Origin of the sequence: Alkalihalobacillus alcalophilus ATCC 27647 = CGMCC 1.3604, assembly GCF_000292245.2 — a bacterium.
Taxonomy (GTDB): domain Bacteria; phylum Bacillota; class Bacilli; order Bacillales; family Bacillaceae_D; genus Alkalihalobacillus; species Alkalihalobacillus alcalophilus.
The window spans coordinates 1-17,682 of sequence record NZ_ALPT02000020.1 but is presented as its reverse complement, the minus strand read 5'-3'; the positions used below and the strand labels follow the sequence as shown (position 1 = coordinate 17,682).

Genomic DNA, 17,682 nt, shown 5'->3' with positions numbered 1-17,682 from the left:
TCCGGTCGTTCCACTGCCTCCGTTTTGGTTAACTAAAAACAATCCGTTTCAACTTAGAAGTGAACATTTTGATTGTTACCATTGAAATGTAGCTTAATCTTAAGAGATGAAAAGGCTTACAACAAGAGAGTCCATTACGTATCATTTGTGTTTTTTTTGGATGAAATGAAAAAAACAGTACAACGTTTTCTGAATATTCGTTATAATTCGTTTTAAGTAAACGCTTTCTATAAATGGAGGAGGAGTGTTTTAATGAAAGTCTTGATTATTGAGGATGAGCCATTAATACGTAAAGGTTTGCTAAAGCTGTTAACACAAATCAAGCTTGAGCATTTTATCCTCACACAACTAATGGAATGTGCTAACGCAGAAGAAGCGGACTATCTTCTTGCGGAACAGAGATTTGACCTTATTTTTACGGATATAGAAATGAATGAAATGAACGGTCTTAACCTTATTAATAAGTGGAAGGGAAAAATGAATGATACACAATGGGTGATTGTATCAGGTTATGATCGCTTTGATTATGCACAACAGGCAATACAATTTGGTGTTCAAGAATATTTATTAAAACCAGTTACGAAAAAGAAATTGTCAGAGACGGTCCAAAGGTGTCTACAAAATTTGGAAGAGAAAAACGATGATTTTATTGGCCCGAGTCAAGTTGAACATTTTATACATTCATTAGAAACAGTCATATGGGATATTGATAAAAAGGCACTGGATGTCCTTTATGATGAGTGGCTTCAACAGGTCGAGGATAAGAGGATACGGATAAAATATTATAATGATTTATTGACGCATATTCTTGAGGTTTTATATCGACGTATTAGCAATAAAGGAAGTAGACTCTTTCAATCCTTTCATTGGCAAATTGATGTTGATACAAAAGAAGAGGCAAATCAAACTTTGTATAAGAAGTGTCTTCAACTAATTCATATGATTGAACAGCAACGAAAAGGAAATGAACTTGACCCAATTGAAGCGGCAAAGCAGTTTATTCATAAAAATTTAGACCAGGATGTTAGTTTAGAAGAGGTGGCTAAAAAGCTTGGATTAAACCCCTCTTATTTTAGTCATTTATTTAAAAAAGAAACAGGTGAAACATTTATCGCCTATCGCATTAGACAGCGGATGGAATTAGCCAAACAGCTATTATTAAAAAAAGATGTGAGAGTAACGGATATCCCTAGTTTAATTGGATTAAATGATCACCCACATTTTACAAAAACATTTAAAAAATATACGGGACAAACTCCATCTGATTACCGAATGAAAATGGGCGTTAACTAATGAAAAAGTGGTTTTATCATTTATCACTTAGAGTACGAATGGTTCTTTATTTTGCCTTTGTTATCATATTAGCCATCTCACTCGCTTCTATTTTTATTTATATACAGGCGGCTAATCAAATTAAACAACAAGCTGAAAATCATCTCGAGCAGATTGTAGAGAATATTAGTTTTCAAACAGAACGTTATATAAGAGATTTAGAGTTAGCGACTCTGACTATTTTAATGGATCGAAAGGTAAGATCTTTTTTAGATCTAAAAGAGGACCAACCATTTGAACGTTATATGCTGTATCGAGATATCTTAAGTGAAATGAATAAAATAGAAATGCAAAATAGTGATATTAAGCTTTTATATATAATAGGGGAGAATCATCAGTATATTTTATCGGATGGCAGCTCCCTAATGGCGAACCAAAGGCCAGTTGAAGAAGTGTATCAGCATTTACTCGAAACGACTGCCGATAGTGGAGGGGTTAGCTTAATTGCGAATCAAAGCCTTAATATGAATGAGTATGTTTTAAGTATCACGAGAAGAATTCGTGGTGCCACCTCTTTTATACCAAAAGGGGTGTTAGGAATTGAGGTAGATGCCTCGGCATTAGAACAATTATGGAATTTATCTAGACCTAATAATGACATTGACTTTGTGATAGTAGGGGGAGATGAACGGATTGTCTATCATCAGAATCCGCAATTATTGGGCCAGAGAATTGATGAAGAGCTAGTCAAAAAAATGGAATTAGAACAAAGTGGTTCCTTCCATGGTCAATGGGATTTAGAAGAGATGTTATTTTATCATAATAAATCTATGAATACAGGATGGACACTTTTAGCCATGACCCCAGTTAAAAGTGTTTTAGAGCCGGTATCAGGTATTCAAAGAAGTGCGATTTTAGCTTCTATCATTGCGTTGGTATTGGCCCTTGGTATCTCACAAGGGTTTGCCCGAAGTATCGTTGTGCCCTTAAACACAGTTCAACAAGGAATGAAAAAAGTGGAGACAGGTGAGTGGAGAAAGATTAAGGAGCTAAAAGGCTCTGATGAAATGAGTTCAATGGTTAATAGCTATAATATGATGGTGGAAAGGTTGTCACAATTAGTAGAGGAGTTATATGCCTCCGAGTTAAAAAATCAAGAAATTAAATTAGAGAAACAAAAAACGGAATTACAAGCTTTACAGTCCCAAATAAACCCGCATTTTTTGCATAATACTTTAGAAACGATGAATGCTTATGCTGTTTTAAATGAATCGGAAGAAATATCAGAAATGGCTGAAGCTCTATCTAATATGTTTCGGTACTCTATCAGGAACTTTGAGGTTGTGACAATAAAAGATGAACTTGATCATATAAATAACTTTCTTATCGTTCAACAACATCGTTTTCAAGAAGAAATTGACATCGAATACGATATTGCTGAATCTCTTTTACGAGAAGATATTGTGAAACTTACTTTACAACCTTTAGTTGAAAACTCGATTCATCATGGTTTAAGAAAACGATTTTATCAAGGGAAAATCCTCATTCGAGCTAGATGTACAGACGAGCTATTGTATATAGATGTTATTGATAATGGTTCAGGTATTAGTGAGGAACGATTGGATGAAATTAGACAAAAGTTGAGCTCAGAAAGTGTTCATGAACTAAATCAACATATGGGAATTGGAGTCAATAATGTCCATCGAAGAATTCAGCTAATTTTTGGGCAGGAGTACGGATTAGAAATAACTAGTGAAGTGGAGCAAGGGACGACTGTGACGATGACGATTCCAAGAAAAAATCTTCCTCTCAAAAAGACGATCTAAAAAGAAACAAAAATGACCTCAAATCAACCAATTTTAGGACCTTGCTTTACATGATAGCCTTAGAAAAAATCCATGTTTTGAAAGAAGGTGTAAAATGATGGTTGGAGAGTGGGAACAAGCTGAACCAGGGGTAAAGAGGAAGATTTTTGAACCTGGTCAATCAATTATGATGATGGAAGTTCATTTCGAAAAAGGAGCTGAGGGCTCAGAGCATAGTCACCCTCATGAACAGTTTACCTATTGTCTAAAAGGAGTCTTTGAATTTACTCTTGATGGGGTCAAGCATCGATTGGAAGCTGGTGAGACATTGTTTATTCCAAGCAATTGTCAACATGGTGCGGTTGCTTTAGAAAACGGTGCCCTTTTAGATACATTTACTCCGTTAAGACAAGATTTATTAAAATAAAATGGGCTGAACCTTAGATGTTCTTTTTGAATATCTAAGGTTCATTTTTTAGGTTATCTAAAAAAAAACAAGGAAAAAACAAAGAATCCCCTTGGTGAACATATAGATCTCATTGATAAACTTTTGAGTGTAAAGCCATTGAATTTGATTGAAATGAAAGCGTTTAACTAAATGGAGTAAGGAAGGAGAGTTAAAATGATTGATTTGAAAGGAAAAAAAGCGATCGTAACAGGTGGAGGCACAGGAATAGGCAAAGGGATTGCCTTAGCCTTGGCAGATGCAGGTGCTGATGTCGTCGTTCATTATGGCAGCAATTGTGAAGGGGCCCAAGAAGTGGTCCGTTACTTGGAAGAAAAAGGGCAAAAGGGAATAGCGATAAAAGCCGATTTATTAAAAAAAGAACAAATTGTTCCTTTTATTCAGGAAGCAGCTGATTTTTTTCATCAAAAAATAGATATTTTAGTTAATAATGCTGGTCATTTAGTGAAAAGAGTGCCCGTGGAAGAAATGTCAGAAGAGCTCTGGCATCAAATACTTGATATAAATGTTACAAGTACCTTTTTAGTATCACAACAAACAATTCCATATATGAAAGAAGACGGTGGAAAAATCATTAATATGACTTCCGTTGCCGCTCATAATGGGGGTGGCCCAGGAGCGGCTGCTTATGCGGCTTCGAAAGCTGCTACTCTAACTTTTTCAAAAGCGTTGGCAAAGGAAGTAGCACCTTATCAAATAAACGTTAATTCAGTGTCGCCTGGCTTTATCGGAAAAACGCCTTTCCATGATACGTTCACGACAAATGAAGGTAGAGTAAATACAGTGAAAAGCATCCCCTTACAGCGAGAAGGTGTACCTAAGGATGTTGCAGGAGCGGTCTTATATTTAGCCTCAGATTTAGCTAATTATATTACGGGTGAGACGATCGAGATTAATGGTGGAATGTATATGCGTTAGAAGGAGGAGAAAAAATGAAGCAGATGTTAATTGAACTTTATCAACCTGAGAGTGGTGCATTAAATGTTCCTTACCAACCTGATTTAAATACAGAGATTATTGAAAACCCTCCTCGATTTACGTGGATGCCAGCAAAATTGGAAAAGGACTGCTATGTCTTAGAGGTTTCGTTGTCTTCAAATTTTGAAAAAGACTCAACTTTAATCTATAAACCAATTAAAAATAATCTATTTACTCCTGATCAATCGTTTGAGCCTGGTACCTATTTTTGGCGTTATGCGTTAATCTCTCCAGAAGATAATAGTCAAATGAGTAGTTGGAGTCAGATACGTTCCTTTGAATTGAAAAAAGATTTACCAAAAACCCCGTTACCGAATAGAGAAAGTCGATATTTAAAGGTGAGTCAAAAAAGTCCAAGACTATGGTTAACCGGAGAAGAGTTACAAAGTTTTCAAGAGGAGTTAAAAAGGGATTTAAATTATTGTCAATTTGATCTTTTTTATGAACGTTCTGTTTTACCTTATATGAATATGCCTTTTATAAATGAGCCATTGCCTTACCCAAATCAGCAGCGAGTGGCAAAATTATGGCGGCAAATGTATATGGATTGTCAGGAAGTATTATATGCGATCCGTCATTTAAGTGTGGCAGGGGTTTTATTAGAGGATGAGGCAATTATTAAGAAGGCAAAAGATTGGCTTATTCATGTTAGCCATTGGGATCCGTCTGGTACGACATCAAGGGACTATAATGATGAAGCTGCTTTTCGAGTTGCTGGTGCCTTAGCATGGGGTTATGATTGGTTGTCTCCTTATTTATCAGTTGAAGAAAAAAAGCTTGTGCAAAAGCAGTTATTGATAAGAACTGAGCAAGTAGCTCATCATGTGATCGAGCGTTCGAAGATTCATCACGTACCATATGACAGTCACGCAGTTCGCTCACTTTCATCTGTTCTTGTTCCTTGTTGTATTGCTTTGTTTGATGATGAACCAATTGTAAGAGAATGGTTAGATTATACATTGGAATACTACAGTGGTTTGTATACACCATGGGGAGGAGCTGATGGTGGTTGGGCAGAGGGACCTCACTATTGGATGACAGGGATGGCCTATGTCATTGAGGCGATGAATTTAATAAAAAAATTTAATGGATTCGATTTATATAATCGACCATTTTTCAGAAAAACCGGTGATTTTCCGCTATATGTTTATCCACCTAATACGAGCCGAGCAAGCTTTGGTGACCACGCTAACTTAGGCGATCAGCCTGGATTAAAAGTAGGCTTTAATATTCGTCAATTTGCTGGAGTAACCAATAACCAACATTACCAGTGGTATTATGAACAAACGAAAAAAAATGACCTAGATGCAGATGATAAATTTTATAACAAAGGCTGGTGGGATTTTTATTTTGATGACATGATGTATTTGCACGATTATCCTACTATTGAGGCAAAAGAGCCAACGGGTTTAGATACTATTAAATGGTTCAAAGATGTTGGGTGGGTAAGTATGAATCATCGGATGGACTCAGCGGATGAACATATTATGTACTTAACAAAAAGTAGCTCTTACGGCTCGATTAGTCATAGTCACGGTGATCAAAATGCTTTTGTATTGCATGCTTATGGTGATCCGCTAGCAATTCATAGTGGTTATTATGTGGCTTTTAATAGTACGATGCATATGAATTGGAGAAGACAGACGATTTCTAAAAATGCCATTTTAATTGATGGAAAAGGACAATATGCACAAAAGGATAAGTTCCTAGCAAAAGAAGCTAATGGTTCGATTGAACAGGTCAATGAAAATGAAAATTATGCTTACTTGCGAGCGGATGCTACTAATGCCTATAAGTACTATGTCCCTCATTTAAGAAGGTATCAGCGTGAAACCTATTTTATTAATCAATCTTATTTTGTGCTCATTGATACGGTCGATTTAGAACAAGAAGGAGAAGTGACCTGGTTACTTCATACGTTAAATAAAATGCAACTCAACCATCAAAGTTTCTTAGTTGAGGGAGAAAAGGCTGCCTTAGAAGGTCGATTTATTTACAGTTCAAGTGGCGAATTAGCAGTAACTCAGCATCAAGACTTTCCAGGGGTTGATCTCGATGAATTAGAAGGTAAACCGATTCATTGGCGCCTTCAAGCTCAGACAAAACGTTCACAGAGGCATCGTATTGTGACGTTGCTGCACCCAATGAAACGTCAACAGCCTAAATATGTGTCTTATTTTATTGACGATCAAGATCATGGCTTACAATTTTATTTTACGGAGAATGGCCAAACCGTAAGAATCGAAGCACCAAAGGTTTATTAAATAAATCAAAATCAACAAGACCGACTGAACCTTAACTTTAATGGCAGTCGGTTGCTTTATTAATGAAGAGCGATGGGGGAATGAGAACGATGAAAAAAAGGTTAAAGGTCATTTTATCATTAATTATTTTACTCAGCGTTACTTTTTCAGGTGAATCTAGTTATGCGGAAGAGAATTCGGTGATAAGATATCAAATTCATTCGGTTATCGCAAGTGTTCATGATGGCAATATACCAGAAAATACACTAGATGATGATTTAGGGACAAGATGGTCAGCCGCGGGGATAGGAGAATGGATTCAGTTTGATTTAGACGAGGTAAAAGAAGTCGGTTATCTAGGGGTAGCTTTTTATAATGGAGATATTCGAAAGTCAATCATTGATGTAGAAGTGTCTTTAGATGGTCAGAATTGGGTAAAGGTTGTTGACCAATTTGAAAGCAGTGGAGAGCACTTTAATCTGGAAGCTGTCGATTTCCCTGATGTAGAAACTAGATATATTAAAATCATTGGTTATGGAAACTCGACGAATCATTGGAATAGTTTATCGGCTGTTCATATTTATGCTCCTATTGATGGTGAACCAGTTGTAGAGGAATTGGAGATAGTCGATCCAGGACCTAAACCAGATGCGGAACCATTTACTAAAGCTGGACTATTTTTTCCTGATAAAACAGCCTATCGACCACATGAACCAAATCATACAACTGGAAAAAAGCTAAATGTTGTTGATTATGGTGCTGATGTTTTGGATAATGAATCAGATGATACAGCTGCTATTCAAGCGGCCATTGATGCAGCAGAGCCTGGTGATGAAGTTTACTTTCCAAATGGCGTTTATAACTTAAATAAAACGATGGATCATGATCATACTTCACACATCTATTTAAAAAGTGGAGTTAATTTGCGCGGTGAAAGTGAAACCGGTGTTCAATTGGTCTCTTCTTTTGATGTCCAACAGGTGCCTAATAGTAAGGTATTAACGGCCTTTGGGGTTAAAAATGTTGTTGTTTCAAATATGACAATCACTTCAACTTTTGACGGAGCCTATTCGGATAATCCAAGTGAAAATAACCCAGAACGTGGTGGGCCGGCTTATGGAATTTTTATAGCTGATTCTGCTGGTGAACCTTCACAATTGATGACGATTCAGAACGTGACGGTGGAGAAGTTTCAAAGGATGGGTGTTCGAATTGAAAAAAGTAATCGAATTATTGTAAATAACGCAACCTTTAGAAATGCGACCGATGTTGGTGGAGGGGGTGCTGGTTATGGTGTGACGATTCAAGGAATTCAAGGGATTGATCGTTTAGGTCATGCGAATGACACTTACTTTAATATTGTTAAGAATAGTACATTTGAAGGGCCTTATTTGAGACACGGGACATTAATTCAGAATTTTGCCCATAACAATTTAATAGAAAAAAATAACTATACGGATAATATTCATGATGCGATTGACTTACATGGACAAGGTGAATATTTAAATGAAATAAGAAAGAATAAAATTGATGGTGTACCACGTGGAGGGATAGGGGTAGGAAATACTGGTGGTACAGCACCACATTCACATTCAGCATCAGGAGAAGGCAATTATATTCACCAAAATGAACTGACGGATACCCGTGATGGAATTACCGTTATAATGGGTTCACCCGGAACGAGAATTGAGAAAAATAAAATTATTAATACAAAGGAACCTGCCAATGCAAAAGGCATTTATTTATTGAATGCTCCGCGTACGATTGTGAAAGAAAATTTAATCGTCAATAATCGTGCCGAAAACTTTTGGGGTATTTATATTGCCGAAGATCTAGGTGATCGAAATAACGATAACAAAGGAGCAGGAATCCCAAAAGATATTTTAATAAAGGATAATAAAATCGTAAACAGTAGCAACGGAATTCGGATTGAAGCCGGTGAAAGAATTAAAGTGGAAGGAAATAAATTAAGAAACATCAAAGGGGAGGAGTTCATTTCCCTAATTGAATTAGATTAAGCTCGTTGAAAAATTAAATTATCTAAATCCTAAAATTGTTTCATTATCTAGATTTAGGTAGTACAAAAAGGCTGCTCTTATCTGGTCATATTTTATGACTAGATGGAACAGCCTTCTTCATGAAAGGATGGTGAAGCATAGTCACCATCAAATGTTTTAGACTTTTTATTTATCCGTTTTATTTTTTTGCTTTCTTTGTGCCTGCAAAAATTCCTTTATGGGACTTTTCCAATTGATTTTAGCATTAGGATATCTTAATTTAATATCTTCCTCAATAAAGGTGAAATCTTCATTAGATAAACCTTTTAAACGTTCTGTTTGTTTGGCCCACAAATAAATAGCAACGATTTCGAACGATTTGTCCGTTGTTCCTAGATATTTTTCCCCTTCAAACATAACCCCCTTATATGTGACAAGAAAGTTTTTCCGAACATTTTTTTCTTCATCTAAGAAGAAAAATTGCTTTTTTTCATGGGCGGCTTCAAGCTTACGTCGTGGATGAAATAAGTATTTGAATGCACTATATGCAAGTACAAGAATGGCGATTAACAATAACAAACGAAATAAAATTACCATTGCTGTGGCCCCTTTCCTACCTGGGTCATTGTATAGTTTATGCTTTATTCTATTTTATACGAATTAGATTCAATTTGGTTGCATTTTTTTAAAAGAAAAATTAGATAAAATAAAAAAAGAGTTAAAAGGACGAAACTAGAAGGATTTTTTTCTAGTTTTCTAACTTCATGAAAGGAATAATAGTTAGGCAAAGAAGAGAAAAATTTGAGTTGTAGTTATTATTTGATTATACTAAAAAATAGAACAACATTTATTTTATTGGGGGTTAATGATTTGACAAAATTAGATGCAACATTACAGATGCTAAAGGATTTAACAGATGCAAATGCGATTCCTGGTCATGAAAAAGAAGCTCGTGAGGTCATGACAAAATACATAACTCCTTATGCGGACGAAATTGAAACTGATCGTTTAGGTTCATTAATTGCGAAAAAAGTGGGTGATGAAAATGGACCTAAAATTATGGTTGCTGGCCATTTAGATGAAATTGGTTTTATGGTAACAAATATTGATGATAAAGGGTTTTTAAGCTTTCAACCTGTTGGTGGCTGGTGGGAGCAAGTGATGCTCGCACAACGTGTAACGATAATGACAAAGGATGGTGACATCCCAGGTGTAATTGGTTCAAAACCGCCTCATATTTTACCAGCAGAAGCTCGTCGTAAACCTGTCGATAAAAAAGATATGTTTATTGATATTGGTGCAACGAGTAAAGAAGAAGCAATGGAGTTTGGTGTTCGTCCTGGTGATTCGGTTGTTCCGGTATGTGAGTTTACGGTTATGAAAAATGAGAAATTTTTAATGGCAAAAGCGTGGGACAATCGAATTGGATGTGCGATCGCGATTGATGTTTTGAAAAACCTTAAAGATGAAAGCCATCCAAATGTTGTCTATGGAGTTGGGACGATTCAAGAGGAAATTGGTTTGAGAGGGGCGAAAACATCAGCTAATCAAATTGAGCCAGACATCGCATTTGGTGTCGATGTTGGGATTGCTGGAGATACACCTGGAGTAACAGCAAAAGAAGCATTAGCTAAAATGGGCGACGGACCACAAATCGTACTTTATGATGCATCAATGATTTCTCATAAAGGTGTGCGTGATTTTGTAACCAATACGGCTGATGAACATAACATTCCGTATCAATACGATTTAATGCCTGGTGGGGGAACAGATTCGGGTGCGATTCACTTAACCGCAAATGGCGTACCTGCTTTATCCATTACCGTTCCAACTCGTTATATTCATACTCATGCGGCGATTTTACATCGTGATGATTATGAAAATACAGTCAAATTAATTACGGAAGTGATTAAAAAGCTTGATAAAGAAACGGTTGAAGCGATTACGTATAATTAATTGAATGCTCATAAAGCTATTCCATTGGTCTATTGTAGATGAGATGGGATAGCTTTTTTTTGAATTGAACAGTCAAAATTATATGGTAAATTAATATGCTAGTATTAGTAATTTTTTTTAGGAATTTCTGTTGCATGTATGAAAAAACATGTAAAAAAACTGAAACATTATTTAAAACTGTACGTAAAGTTAAAAAGGTATAATAAATGTAGATTTCTTCGTGTCGTGGAAAAAAGATGGTTGGGGAAATCATTTCGTTTTGAGGAGGGGAGCGTATGATTACAGCCGAATGGAGTATTGTAATCTTGTTCATTCTTCTTTTATTGCTTAGCTTTTATTACTACAGTAAAGTTATACGAAGATTGGATAATACCGAGGAGAAAAATACCATTCTCTCACAGTCGTATAAATATTCTTATTTTACGATCGTTTTCAGTTTGCTTTTTATTATTGTTTATCAATTGACCTTTTATAATTATAAAATCTCATACGTGTTTATTTTAACCGTGACAGCCTTTGTTGTCCTGTTAGTGAAACAATGGACCGTGATTATTATGGGGAATAAAGTGAAAGCAAAATGTGAGCAGCAAAGTGCTTGAATACATATGGAAAAGTATTGTGCAATAAAAGGTGGGCCAGTTTAACGGTCCCACCTTTTTTGGGGATGTAGATTTACACATACATTTTAAAATTTGAGCTTTTTATTGCAAGCCTTGACTAATTTGTTGACATAGCTCATCTTTTTGTTGTTCGTCAGCTTGTTGCCAATATACTTCAAATAGCACTCCAAGACCAGGGAGCATTTTTTCCTCCCCTTTTTGGATTGCATCGACTATTGTTGCTTCAACATCTTGTTCGGAACTTCCTTTAATATTGGCCATAATGGCACCTCGTAAATTAAAGCTCATTTTTATTGTTCTCCTTTTCCATTGTATTGTTAAAGTCGCACCGTTAGTTTGTCCAATCGAGACTGGATTATGAGTAAAAAAATAGGTATGATGAATGGATAGAGGATAAAGGAGCAATTTAGGGATGAAACGAATAGAATCAGTTAAAAACGAACAAGTTAAAAATTGGAAAAAACTTTTAACGAAAAAAGGTCGGGATAAGTCAGGACAATTTTTGTTAGAAGGGTTCCATTTAATTGAAGAAGCTTTAAAAGCTAAATTAAAATTTGAGGCCATTTTGGTGACAAATGAAGATAAAATCGAAAGTCAATGGCAGATTGAACGAAAAAAATTTATCATTGTGACAGAGCAAGTATTGAAAGAATTAAGTGAGATGGATACACCACAAGGAGTTGTGGCAATTGTTCAAATGCCTACATGGCCAGAGCAAATTGCGACAACAGGTCAATGGTTACTGATTGATCGGGTTCAAGACCCTGGAAATATTGGAACAATGATCCGAACAGCTGAAGCGGCTGGTTTAACAGGTATTGTACTTGGTGAAGGTAGTGTTGATTTGTATAATGGAAAAGTTGTTCGGGCAACTCAAGGTGCTCTTTTCCATATACCAATTATTAAAGGGAATATTCTCGAGCTCATCCCAAAGTTTAAAGCAGCAGGTATTCCTGTGTTCGGAACAGCATTAGAGAAAGCAAGCTCCTATACGGCGGTTGAATCTCAAGCTCAATTTGCCTTAATTGTTGGCAATGAAGGGCAAGGGGTCGAAAAGAGTATATTAGCAGAGTGTGATCAAAATATTTATATCCCGATTTTTGGACAAGCTGAATCTTTAAATGTAGCGGTTGCCTCAGGAATTCTAATGTATTATTTAAAAGCGATCCGTTCATAATGCTAAAGCGAGGCAATATTTATATTTCCTTGTTGCAACAAGGTGGAAGTTTCAATATAATAGAAACAACTGAAAATGGCTAAATGCAAAGAAAGAGAGTAGTAAGATAACCACTGCCTAATAGGGAGGGAATGTCATAGACTGAAAGCATTCCTTAGGTGAGAGTATTTGAATTCGCTCTGGAGCAGACGCTGGAACATAGGAAAGTAAATTTCTTATTAAAGTGTTACGGATGAAGATTCGTTATGATAATGAAGTGTATAGGCTTCTTTTTGATGCTTATAAATAAGGGTGGTACCGCGAGCCATCGTCCCTTTCTAGTGAGGGATGGTGGCTCTTTTCTATGCAGAAAAGGCTTACTAAGTTTCAGCAAAATGAGCGGAGTTTGTTAGAAGCTCGAGAAAAATCGCCCATCTGAATGAAGACAAAAAGCGTCTTCATCAGCTGTTCTTGCCCACAGGACGTGGGTACAAGGCGTTGCGAGAGGACGTCGCGAACTTAGCGTTGATCTTTAGTTTTCTCGCTTCTGACCGAACAGGCTTCGCTTTATATTAATCCAGCTACGTCCGTTAGAAGCTCGAGAAAAATCGGTTCGTCTTATGAAGTCAAAAAGCGACTTCATAAGACGACCCTAATTTTTTCTCGCTTCTGGTCAAACGGACTTCGCTTTATATTAATCCAGCTACGTCCGTTAGAAGCTCGAGAAAAATCGGTTCGTCTTATGAAGTCAAAAAGCGACTTCAGAAGCCGACCCTAATTTTTTCTCGCTTCTGGTCAAACGGACTTCGCTTTATATTAATCCAGCTACGCCTGTTAGAAGCTCGAGAAAAATCGCCCATCTGAATGAAGACAAAAAGCGTCTTCATCAGCTGTTCTTATTTTTTCTCGCTTCTGAACAAACAGGCTTCGCTTTATATCAAAGGAGGAATTGGGAATGCGTGAACGTTTAGAGGAATTACGTGTTGAGGCTCTTGCTAAAGTAGCAGCGGCTTCAGACAAAAAAGCGTTACAAGAAGTAAGAGTTGCTTATTTAGGAAAAAAAGGTCCGATTACGGAAGTTTTAAGAGGAATGGGAAAATTATCTGCTGAGGAACGCCCAGTTATTGGCCAAGTAGCCAACGAAGTGCGTGATGCGATTAAGCAGGAAATTGATAAAAAAGAGCAACTTTTTGATGACGCTGAAGTAGAAGCAAAGCTTGCAGCAGAAAGTATAGATGTTACTTTACCAGGACGCCCTGTTCAAAGAGGAACAAAACACCCATTAACAGCTGTTGTTGAAGAGGTTGAGGATGCCTTTATTGGCTTAGGTTTCACTGTTGCAGAGGGACCGGAAGTCGAAGTGGATTATTATAACTTTGAAGCTTTAAACTTACCAAAAGACCATCCAGCACGTGATATGCAGGATTCGTTCTATTTTACAGAAGAGCTCCTCTTAAGAACTCATACATCACCTGTTCAAGCAAGAACGATGGAAAAACATAAAGGAAAAGGACCTGTTAAAGTCATTTGTCCAGGAAAAGTATTCCGTCGTGATGATGATGATGCGACCCATTCGCACCAATTTATGCAAATTGAAGGATTATTCGTTGATGAAAAGGTTCGAATGAGTGATTTAAAAGGAGTGTTAGACTCATTTGTCAAATCATTCTTTGGAACAGATCGCGAAATTCGTTTACGACCAAGTTACTTCCCTTTTACTGAGCCTTCGGTTGAAGTTGATGTTTCTTGTGGAATGTGTCATGGAAAAGGCTGTCGTGTTTGTAAACAGACAGGGTGGATTGAAGTACTTGGTGCCGGTATGGTTCATCCTCGGGTACTTGAAATGAGTGGATTTGATCCGAAGAAATATAGTGGCTTTGCCTTTGGAATGGGAGTCGAGCGTTTAGCGATGTTGAAATATGACATTGATGATATCCGTCACTTCTATACAAATGACATGAGATTTTTAGCCCAATTTACCGGAGCATAAGGAGGAGAACAATGTTAGTTTCATATAAATGGTTACAGGAATATGTTGATCTATCGGAAGTAACAGCGGCCCAAATCGCCGAAAAAATGACTCGTGGTGGAATCGAAATTGACTTTATTCATGAATTGAATAAAGGAGTAAGTGGGATTGTTGTTGGTTATGTAAAAGAATGTCAGCAGCATCCAAACGCTGATAAATTAAATGTTTGTAAAGTCGATATTGGTGGGGATGAAATCGTTCAAATCGTCTGTGGAGCCCGAAATGTGGCAGCTGGTCAATATGTGATTGTTGCAAAAGTTGGAGCTGTTTTGCCAGGGAACTTCAAAATTAAAAAAGCAAAGCTTCGTGGCGAAGTTTCCATGGGGATGATTTGTTCTCTGCAAGAGTTAGGTATTGATGGGAAACTCGTTCAAAAGGAATTTGAGGAAGGTATTTATGTTTTTCAAGATGAGGTACCAGTTGGAACGGATGCCATTTCTCACTTGAATTTAGATGATCATGTGTTAGAGCTAGATTTAACACCAAATCGCTCTGATTGTTTAAATATGCTTGGGGTCGCTTATGAAGTATCATCCTTATACAATCTTCCTGTTCAATTGCCACAAGTGGATTTATCCATTAATACAACTACTTCAAAATCAAATGATGTTGAAGTGACTATTGAGGATACGGACGCTAATCCATATTATGGGGCGATTGTGATTAAAGACGTCAAAGTTGGGAAATCACCACTTTGGTTACAAAACCGTTTAATGGCAGCGGGTATTCGTCCAATTAGTAATGTCGTGGACGTAACCAACTATGTTTTACTTGAATATGGTCAACCACTCCATGCTTTTGATTATGACCGTTTTGGCTCAAAAGAAGTAGTCGTTCGTAAAGCAAAAGAAGAAGAGAAAATGCTTTCTCTAGACGGGGTGGAGCGTACTTTATCAGAGGACCATTTAGTAATTACAAATGGGATAGAACCAATGGCGATTGCAGGTGTCATGGGTGGCAAAAACTCTGAAGTACAAGATGATACGACAACAATCTTATTAGAGGCTGCTTATTTTAACCCTACTAGCGTGCGAAAAACATCAAAAGATTTAGGCTTACGTAGTGATTCAAGTGCACGTTTTGAAAAAGGCGTAGATAAAAAACGAGTTCGTGAAGCAGCGAAAAGAGCCGCGACTTTAATTCAAGAGCTTGCTGGTGGTCAAATTTCTGAGGAAATCGTTGAAGTTGATCATTTATCGATTGAAGAACCTAAAATTAAGCTTGAGTTAACTGAATTAAATAATCGACTCGGTTTAGCTGTGAACCAAGCCGAAGTCGCCAATATTTTGAAGCAATTACGTTTTGATTTTGAAGTGAATGGAGATACGTTCATCGTAACGGGACCAACACGCCGTAGTGACATTCAAATTGCGGAAGATTTATATGAGGAAGTGGCCCGTATTTACGGATATGACAATATCCCGACAACATTGCCTGATTCGACGACAACTCAAGGGCAATTGTCTGAATATCAATCAAAACGCCGTCGTGTTCGCCGTTATTTAGAAGGGGCTGGTTTAAATGAGGTCATCACTTACTCATTAACAAGTCCTACGAAAGCAAAAGGTTTTGCTGAGGAAGAGAATGATCACCTTGTTCGTTTAGCGATGCCGATGAGTGATGAACGGAGTACAATGAGAACAAGTTTAATTCCACATTTATTTGATGTCGTTCGTTACAATTTAAATCGTAAAAATCATGACATTGCTATTTTTGAAATAGGCTCGATTTTTAAAACAGATGAAGCAACGATTACAAAACAACCGGTTGAAAATGAGATGTTGGCACTCTCCGTTAACGGTTTATGGCATGAGCATAGTTGGCAAGGTGAAAAGAAAGCGGTCGATTTTTATGTTTTAAAAGGGATTGTGGAAGGTTTAGCTGCAGAGTTAGGGCTAAGCTCAAAGCTTCAATTTAAGTTAGGTCAAAAACCAGACTTACATCCAGGGCGAACAGCTATTATTGAATTAGCAGGAAAAGAGATTGGCTACATCGGACAAGTTCATCCAAAAACAGCAAAAGAACAATATTTAAAAGAGATTTATGTTGGACAACTTGATTTAGTCTCATTGCTAAATGTTGAGCCAGAAACGGTTACTTATCAAACGCTACCTAGATTCCCAGCGATTGTCCGTGACATCGCCCTTGTAGTGGATGAAAAGGTATTAGCATCCGAGTTAGAAAACACTATCGTTTCAGCTGGTGGGGAGTTGTTGAAAGGCCTTCGTCTTTTTGACTTATACCAAGGTGAACACCTAGAGGACGGAAAAAAATCACTTGCTTTCTCGTTAACTTATTTAGATCCGGAACGCACATTAACCGATGAAGAAGTGACAGAAAAGCATGAAGAAGTATTAAATGCCCTAGCTGAAACAGGGGCAACATTGCGTTCATAAATAAGGTAAGTTAGATAATCATTCCAAACTGCCATCCTATGAGGTAATATTATACCTTATAGGATGGTTTGTTTTGTCTAAAAGTTAAAGGAGATTGAAGTTCAAACGAGCGAAACGGTTTTTATCATTTCCCGACAGAAGACTCCCTCTTCAATCGTGTGAAGGGAGAAGCCCAACGATAAGGGGGAGATGAATGGCGGTTGGCGGTAGCCAAAGAGATTCTTGTTAGAGTATAATAAGAACATACATTCCTATTGGAGGGGTGAAAACAATGCTCATCAACAAAGCGTACAAATTTCGTCTCTACCCAACCAAAGAACAAGAAACCCTGATTGCCAAAACCATCGGCTGTTCTCGTTTCGTATTCAATCGCTTTTTAGGGCAATGGAACGATACCTACCAAGAAACAGGCAAAGGATTAACGTATTCTTCTTGTTCGGCCCAATTAACCCAACTAAAAAAGGAATTCGTATGGCTAAAAGAAGTGGATAGCATTGCCCTTCAATCCTCCCTGAAAAATCTTGCCGATTCCTATACTCGATTCTTCAAGAAACAAAATAAAGCGCCACGCTTCAAATCAAAAAAGAATCAGGTACAATCCTACACCACGAAAGAAACAAATAGCAACATTGCCATAGTAGACAACAAAATTAAATTGCCGAAACTAGGGTATGTTCGCTTGGCCAAAAGTCGTGAGGTTGAAGGGCGTATTCTGAGCGCTACAGTCAGACGAAATCCAAGCGGAAAGTTCTTTGTATCCATTA

General features: G+C 37.2%; 14 protein-coding genes and 1 other annotated feature. Of the genes, 12 read left to right on the top strand and 2 right to left on the bottom strand.

What is annotated here, in order from left to right; all coding sequences use genetic code 11:
- Positions 1–252 precede the first annotated feature (252 nt).
- The 6 genes from BALCAV_RS07350 (at position 253) to BALCAV_RS07325 (ending at position 8,782) form a co-directional block, all read left to right on the top strand.
- Complete coding sequence (locus tag BALCAV_RS07350; RefSeq protein WP_004427303.1) at positions 253–1,293, top strand: response regulator transcription factor; 1,041 nt, start codon at positions 253–255, stop codon at positions 1,291–1,293.
- Positions 1,293–3,098, top strand: a complete 1,806-nt coding sequence (locus tag BALCAV_RS07345) for a sensor histidine kinase (protein WP_004427304.1) — start codon at positions 1,293–1,295, stop codon at positions 3,096–3,098. Before BALCAV_RS07350 ends, BALCAV_RS07345 begins: the two co-directional genes overlap by 1 nt.
- A 97-nt stretch (positions 3,099–3,195) precedes the next feature.
- A complete protein-coding gene (locus BALCAV_RS07340) occupies positions 3,196–3,504 on the top strand; it encodes a cupin domain-containing protein (RefSeq protein WP_004427305.1) in 309 nt (102 codons plus the stop codon).
- Between the two features lie 195 nt (positions 3,505–3,699).
- Entirely contained in the window at positions 3,700–4,461 is a 762-nt protein-coding gene (locus BALCAV_RS07335; RefSeq protein ID WP_004427306.1) for an SDR family NAD(P)-dependent oxidoreductase, read from the top strand.
- A gap of 14 nt (positions 4,462–4,475) precedes the next feature.
- Positions 4,476–6,785 carry a DUF4962 domain-containing protein gene (locus BALCAV_RS07330; RefSeq protein WP_004427307.1) on the top strand — a complete coding sequence of 770 codons (2,310 nt, stop codon included), beginning with the start codon at positions 4,476–4,478 and terminating at the stop codon, positions 6,783–6,785.
- Between the two features lie 89 nt (positions 6,786–6,874).
- Positions 6,875–8,782, top strand: coding sequence for a right-handed parallel beta-helix repeat-containing protein (locus tag BALCAV_RS07325; RefSeq protein WP_004427311.1), 1,908 nt, complete (start codon positions 6,875–6,877; stop codon positions 8,780–8,782).
- A 165-nt stretch (positions 8,783–8,947) separates the two neighbouring features.
- Here BALCAV_RS07325 and BALCAV_RS07320 read toward each other — a convergent pair whose 3' ends face one another.
- Positions 8,948–9,358 carry a hypothetical protein gene (locus BALCAV_RS07320; RefSeq protein ID WP_004427313.1) on the bottom strand — a complete coding sequence of 137 codons (411 nt, stop codon included), beginning with the start codon at positions 9,356–9,358 and terminating at the stop codon, positions 8,948–8,950.
- 273 nt (positions 9,359–9,631) lie between these two features.
- Between BALCAV_RS07320 and BALCAV_RS07315 the strand changes: the two genes are divergently transcribed.
- Both BALCAV_RS07315 and BALCAV_RS07310 read left to right on the top strand, forming a co-directional pair.
- The gene (locus BALCAV_RS07315; RefSeq protein WP_004427314.1) at positions 9,632–10,717 is read left to right on the top strand and encodes a M42 family metallopeptidase; all 1,086 of its coding nucleotides are present in this window, start codon (positions 9,632–9,634) and stop codon (positions 10,715–10,717) included.
- Between the two features lie 275 nt (positions 10,718–10,992).
- A complete protein-coding gene (locus tag BALCAV_RS07310; protein WP_004427315.1) occupies positions 10,993–11,316 on the top strand; it encodes a hypothetical protein in 324 nt (107 codons plus the stop codon).
- Positions 11,317–11,418: 102 nt separating this feature from the next.
- Here BALCAV_RS07310 and sspI read toward each other — a convergent pair whose 3' ends face one another.
- The gene (sspI, locus tag BALCAV_RS07305; protein WP_004427317.1) at positions 11,419–11,625 is read right to left on the bottom strand and encodes a small acid-soluble spore protein SspI; all 207 of its coding nucleotides are present in this window, start codon (positions 11,623–11,625) and stop codon (positions 11,419–11,421) included.
- A 124-nt stretch (positions 11,626–11,749) separates the two neighbouring features.
- Between sspI and BALCAV_RS07300 the strand changes: the two genes are divergently transcribed.
- From BALCAV_RS07300 to BALCAV_RS07285, 4 genes are all read left to right on the top strand, one after another.
- Positions 11,750–12,514 carry a TrmH family RNA methyltransferase gene (locus tag BALCAV_RS07300; RefSeq protein WP_004427319.1) on the top strand — a complete coding sequence of 255 codons (765 nt, stop codon included), beginning with the start codon at positions 11,750–11,752 and terminating at the stop codon, positions 12,512–12,514.
- Between the two features lie 79 nt (positions 12,515–12,593).
- Positions 12,594–12,832 (top strand) — a binding site (T-box leader).
- 616 nt (positions 12,833–13,448) lie between these two features.
- A complete protein-coding gene (gene pheS / locus BALCAV_RS07295) occupies positions 13,449–14,483 on the top strand; it encodes a phenylalanine--tRNA ligase subunit alpha (RefSeq protein WP_003324455.1) in 1,035 nt (344 codons plus the stop codon).
- Between the two features lie 11 nt (positions 14,484–14,494).
- Positions 14,495–16,918, top strand: a complete 2,424-nt coding sequence (gene pheT, locus BALCAV_RS07290; RefSeq protein WP_003324456.1) for a phenylalanine--tRNA ligase subunit beta — start codon at positions 14,495–14,497, stop codon at positions 16,916–16,918.
- A 271-nt stretch (positions 16,919–17,189) separates the two neighbouring features.
- The coding region (locus BALCAV_RS07285; RefSeq protein ID WP_040323770.1) for an RNA-guided endonuclease TnpB family protein at positions 17,190–17,682 on the top strand (493 nt) is incomplete at its 3' end.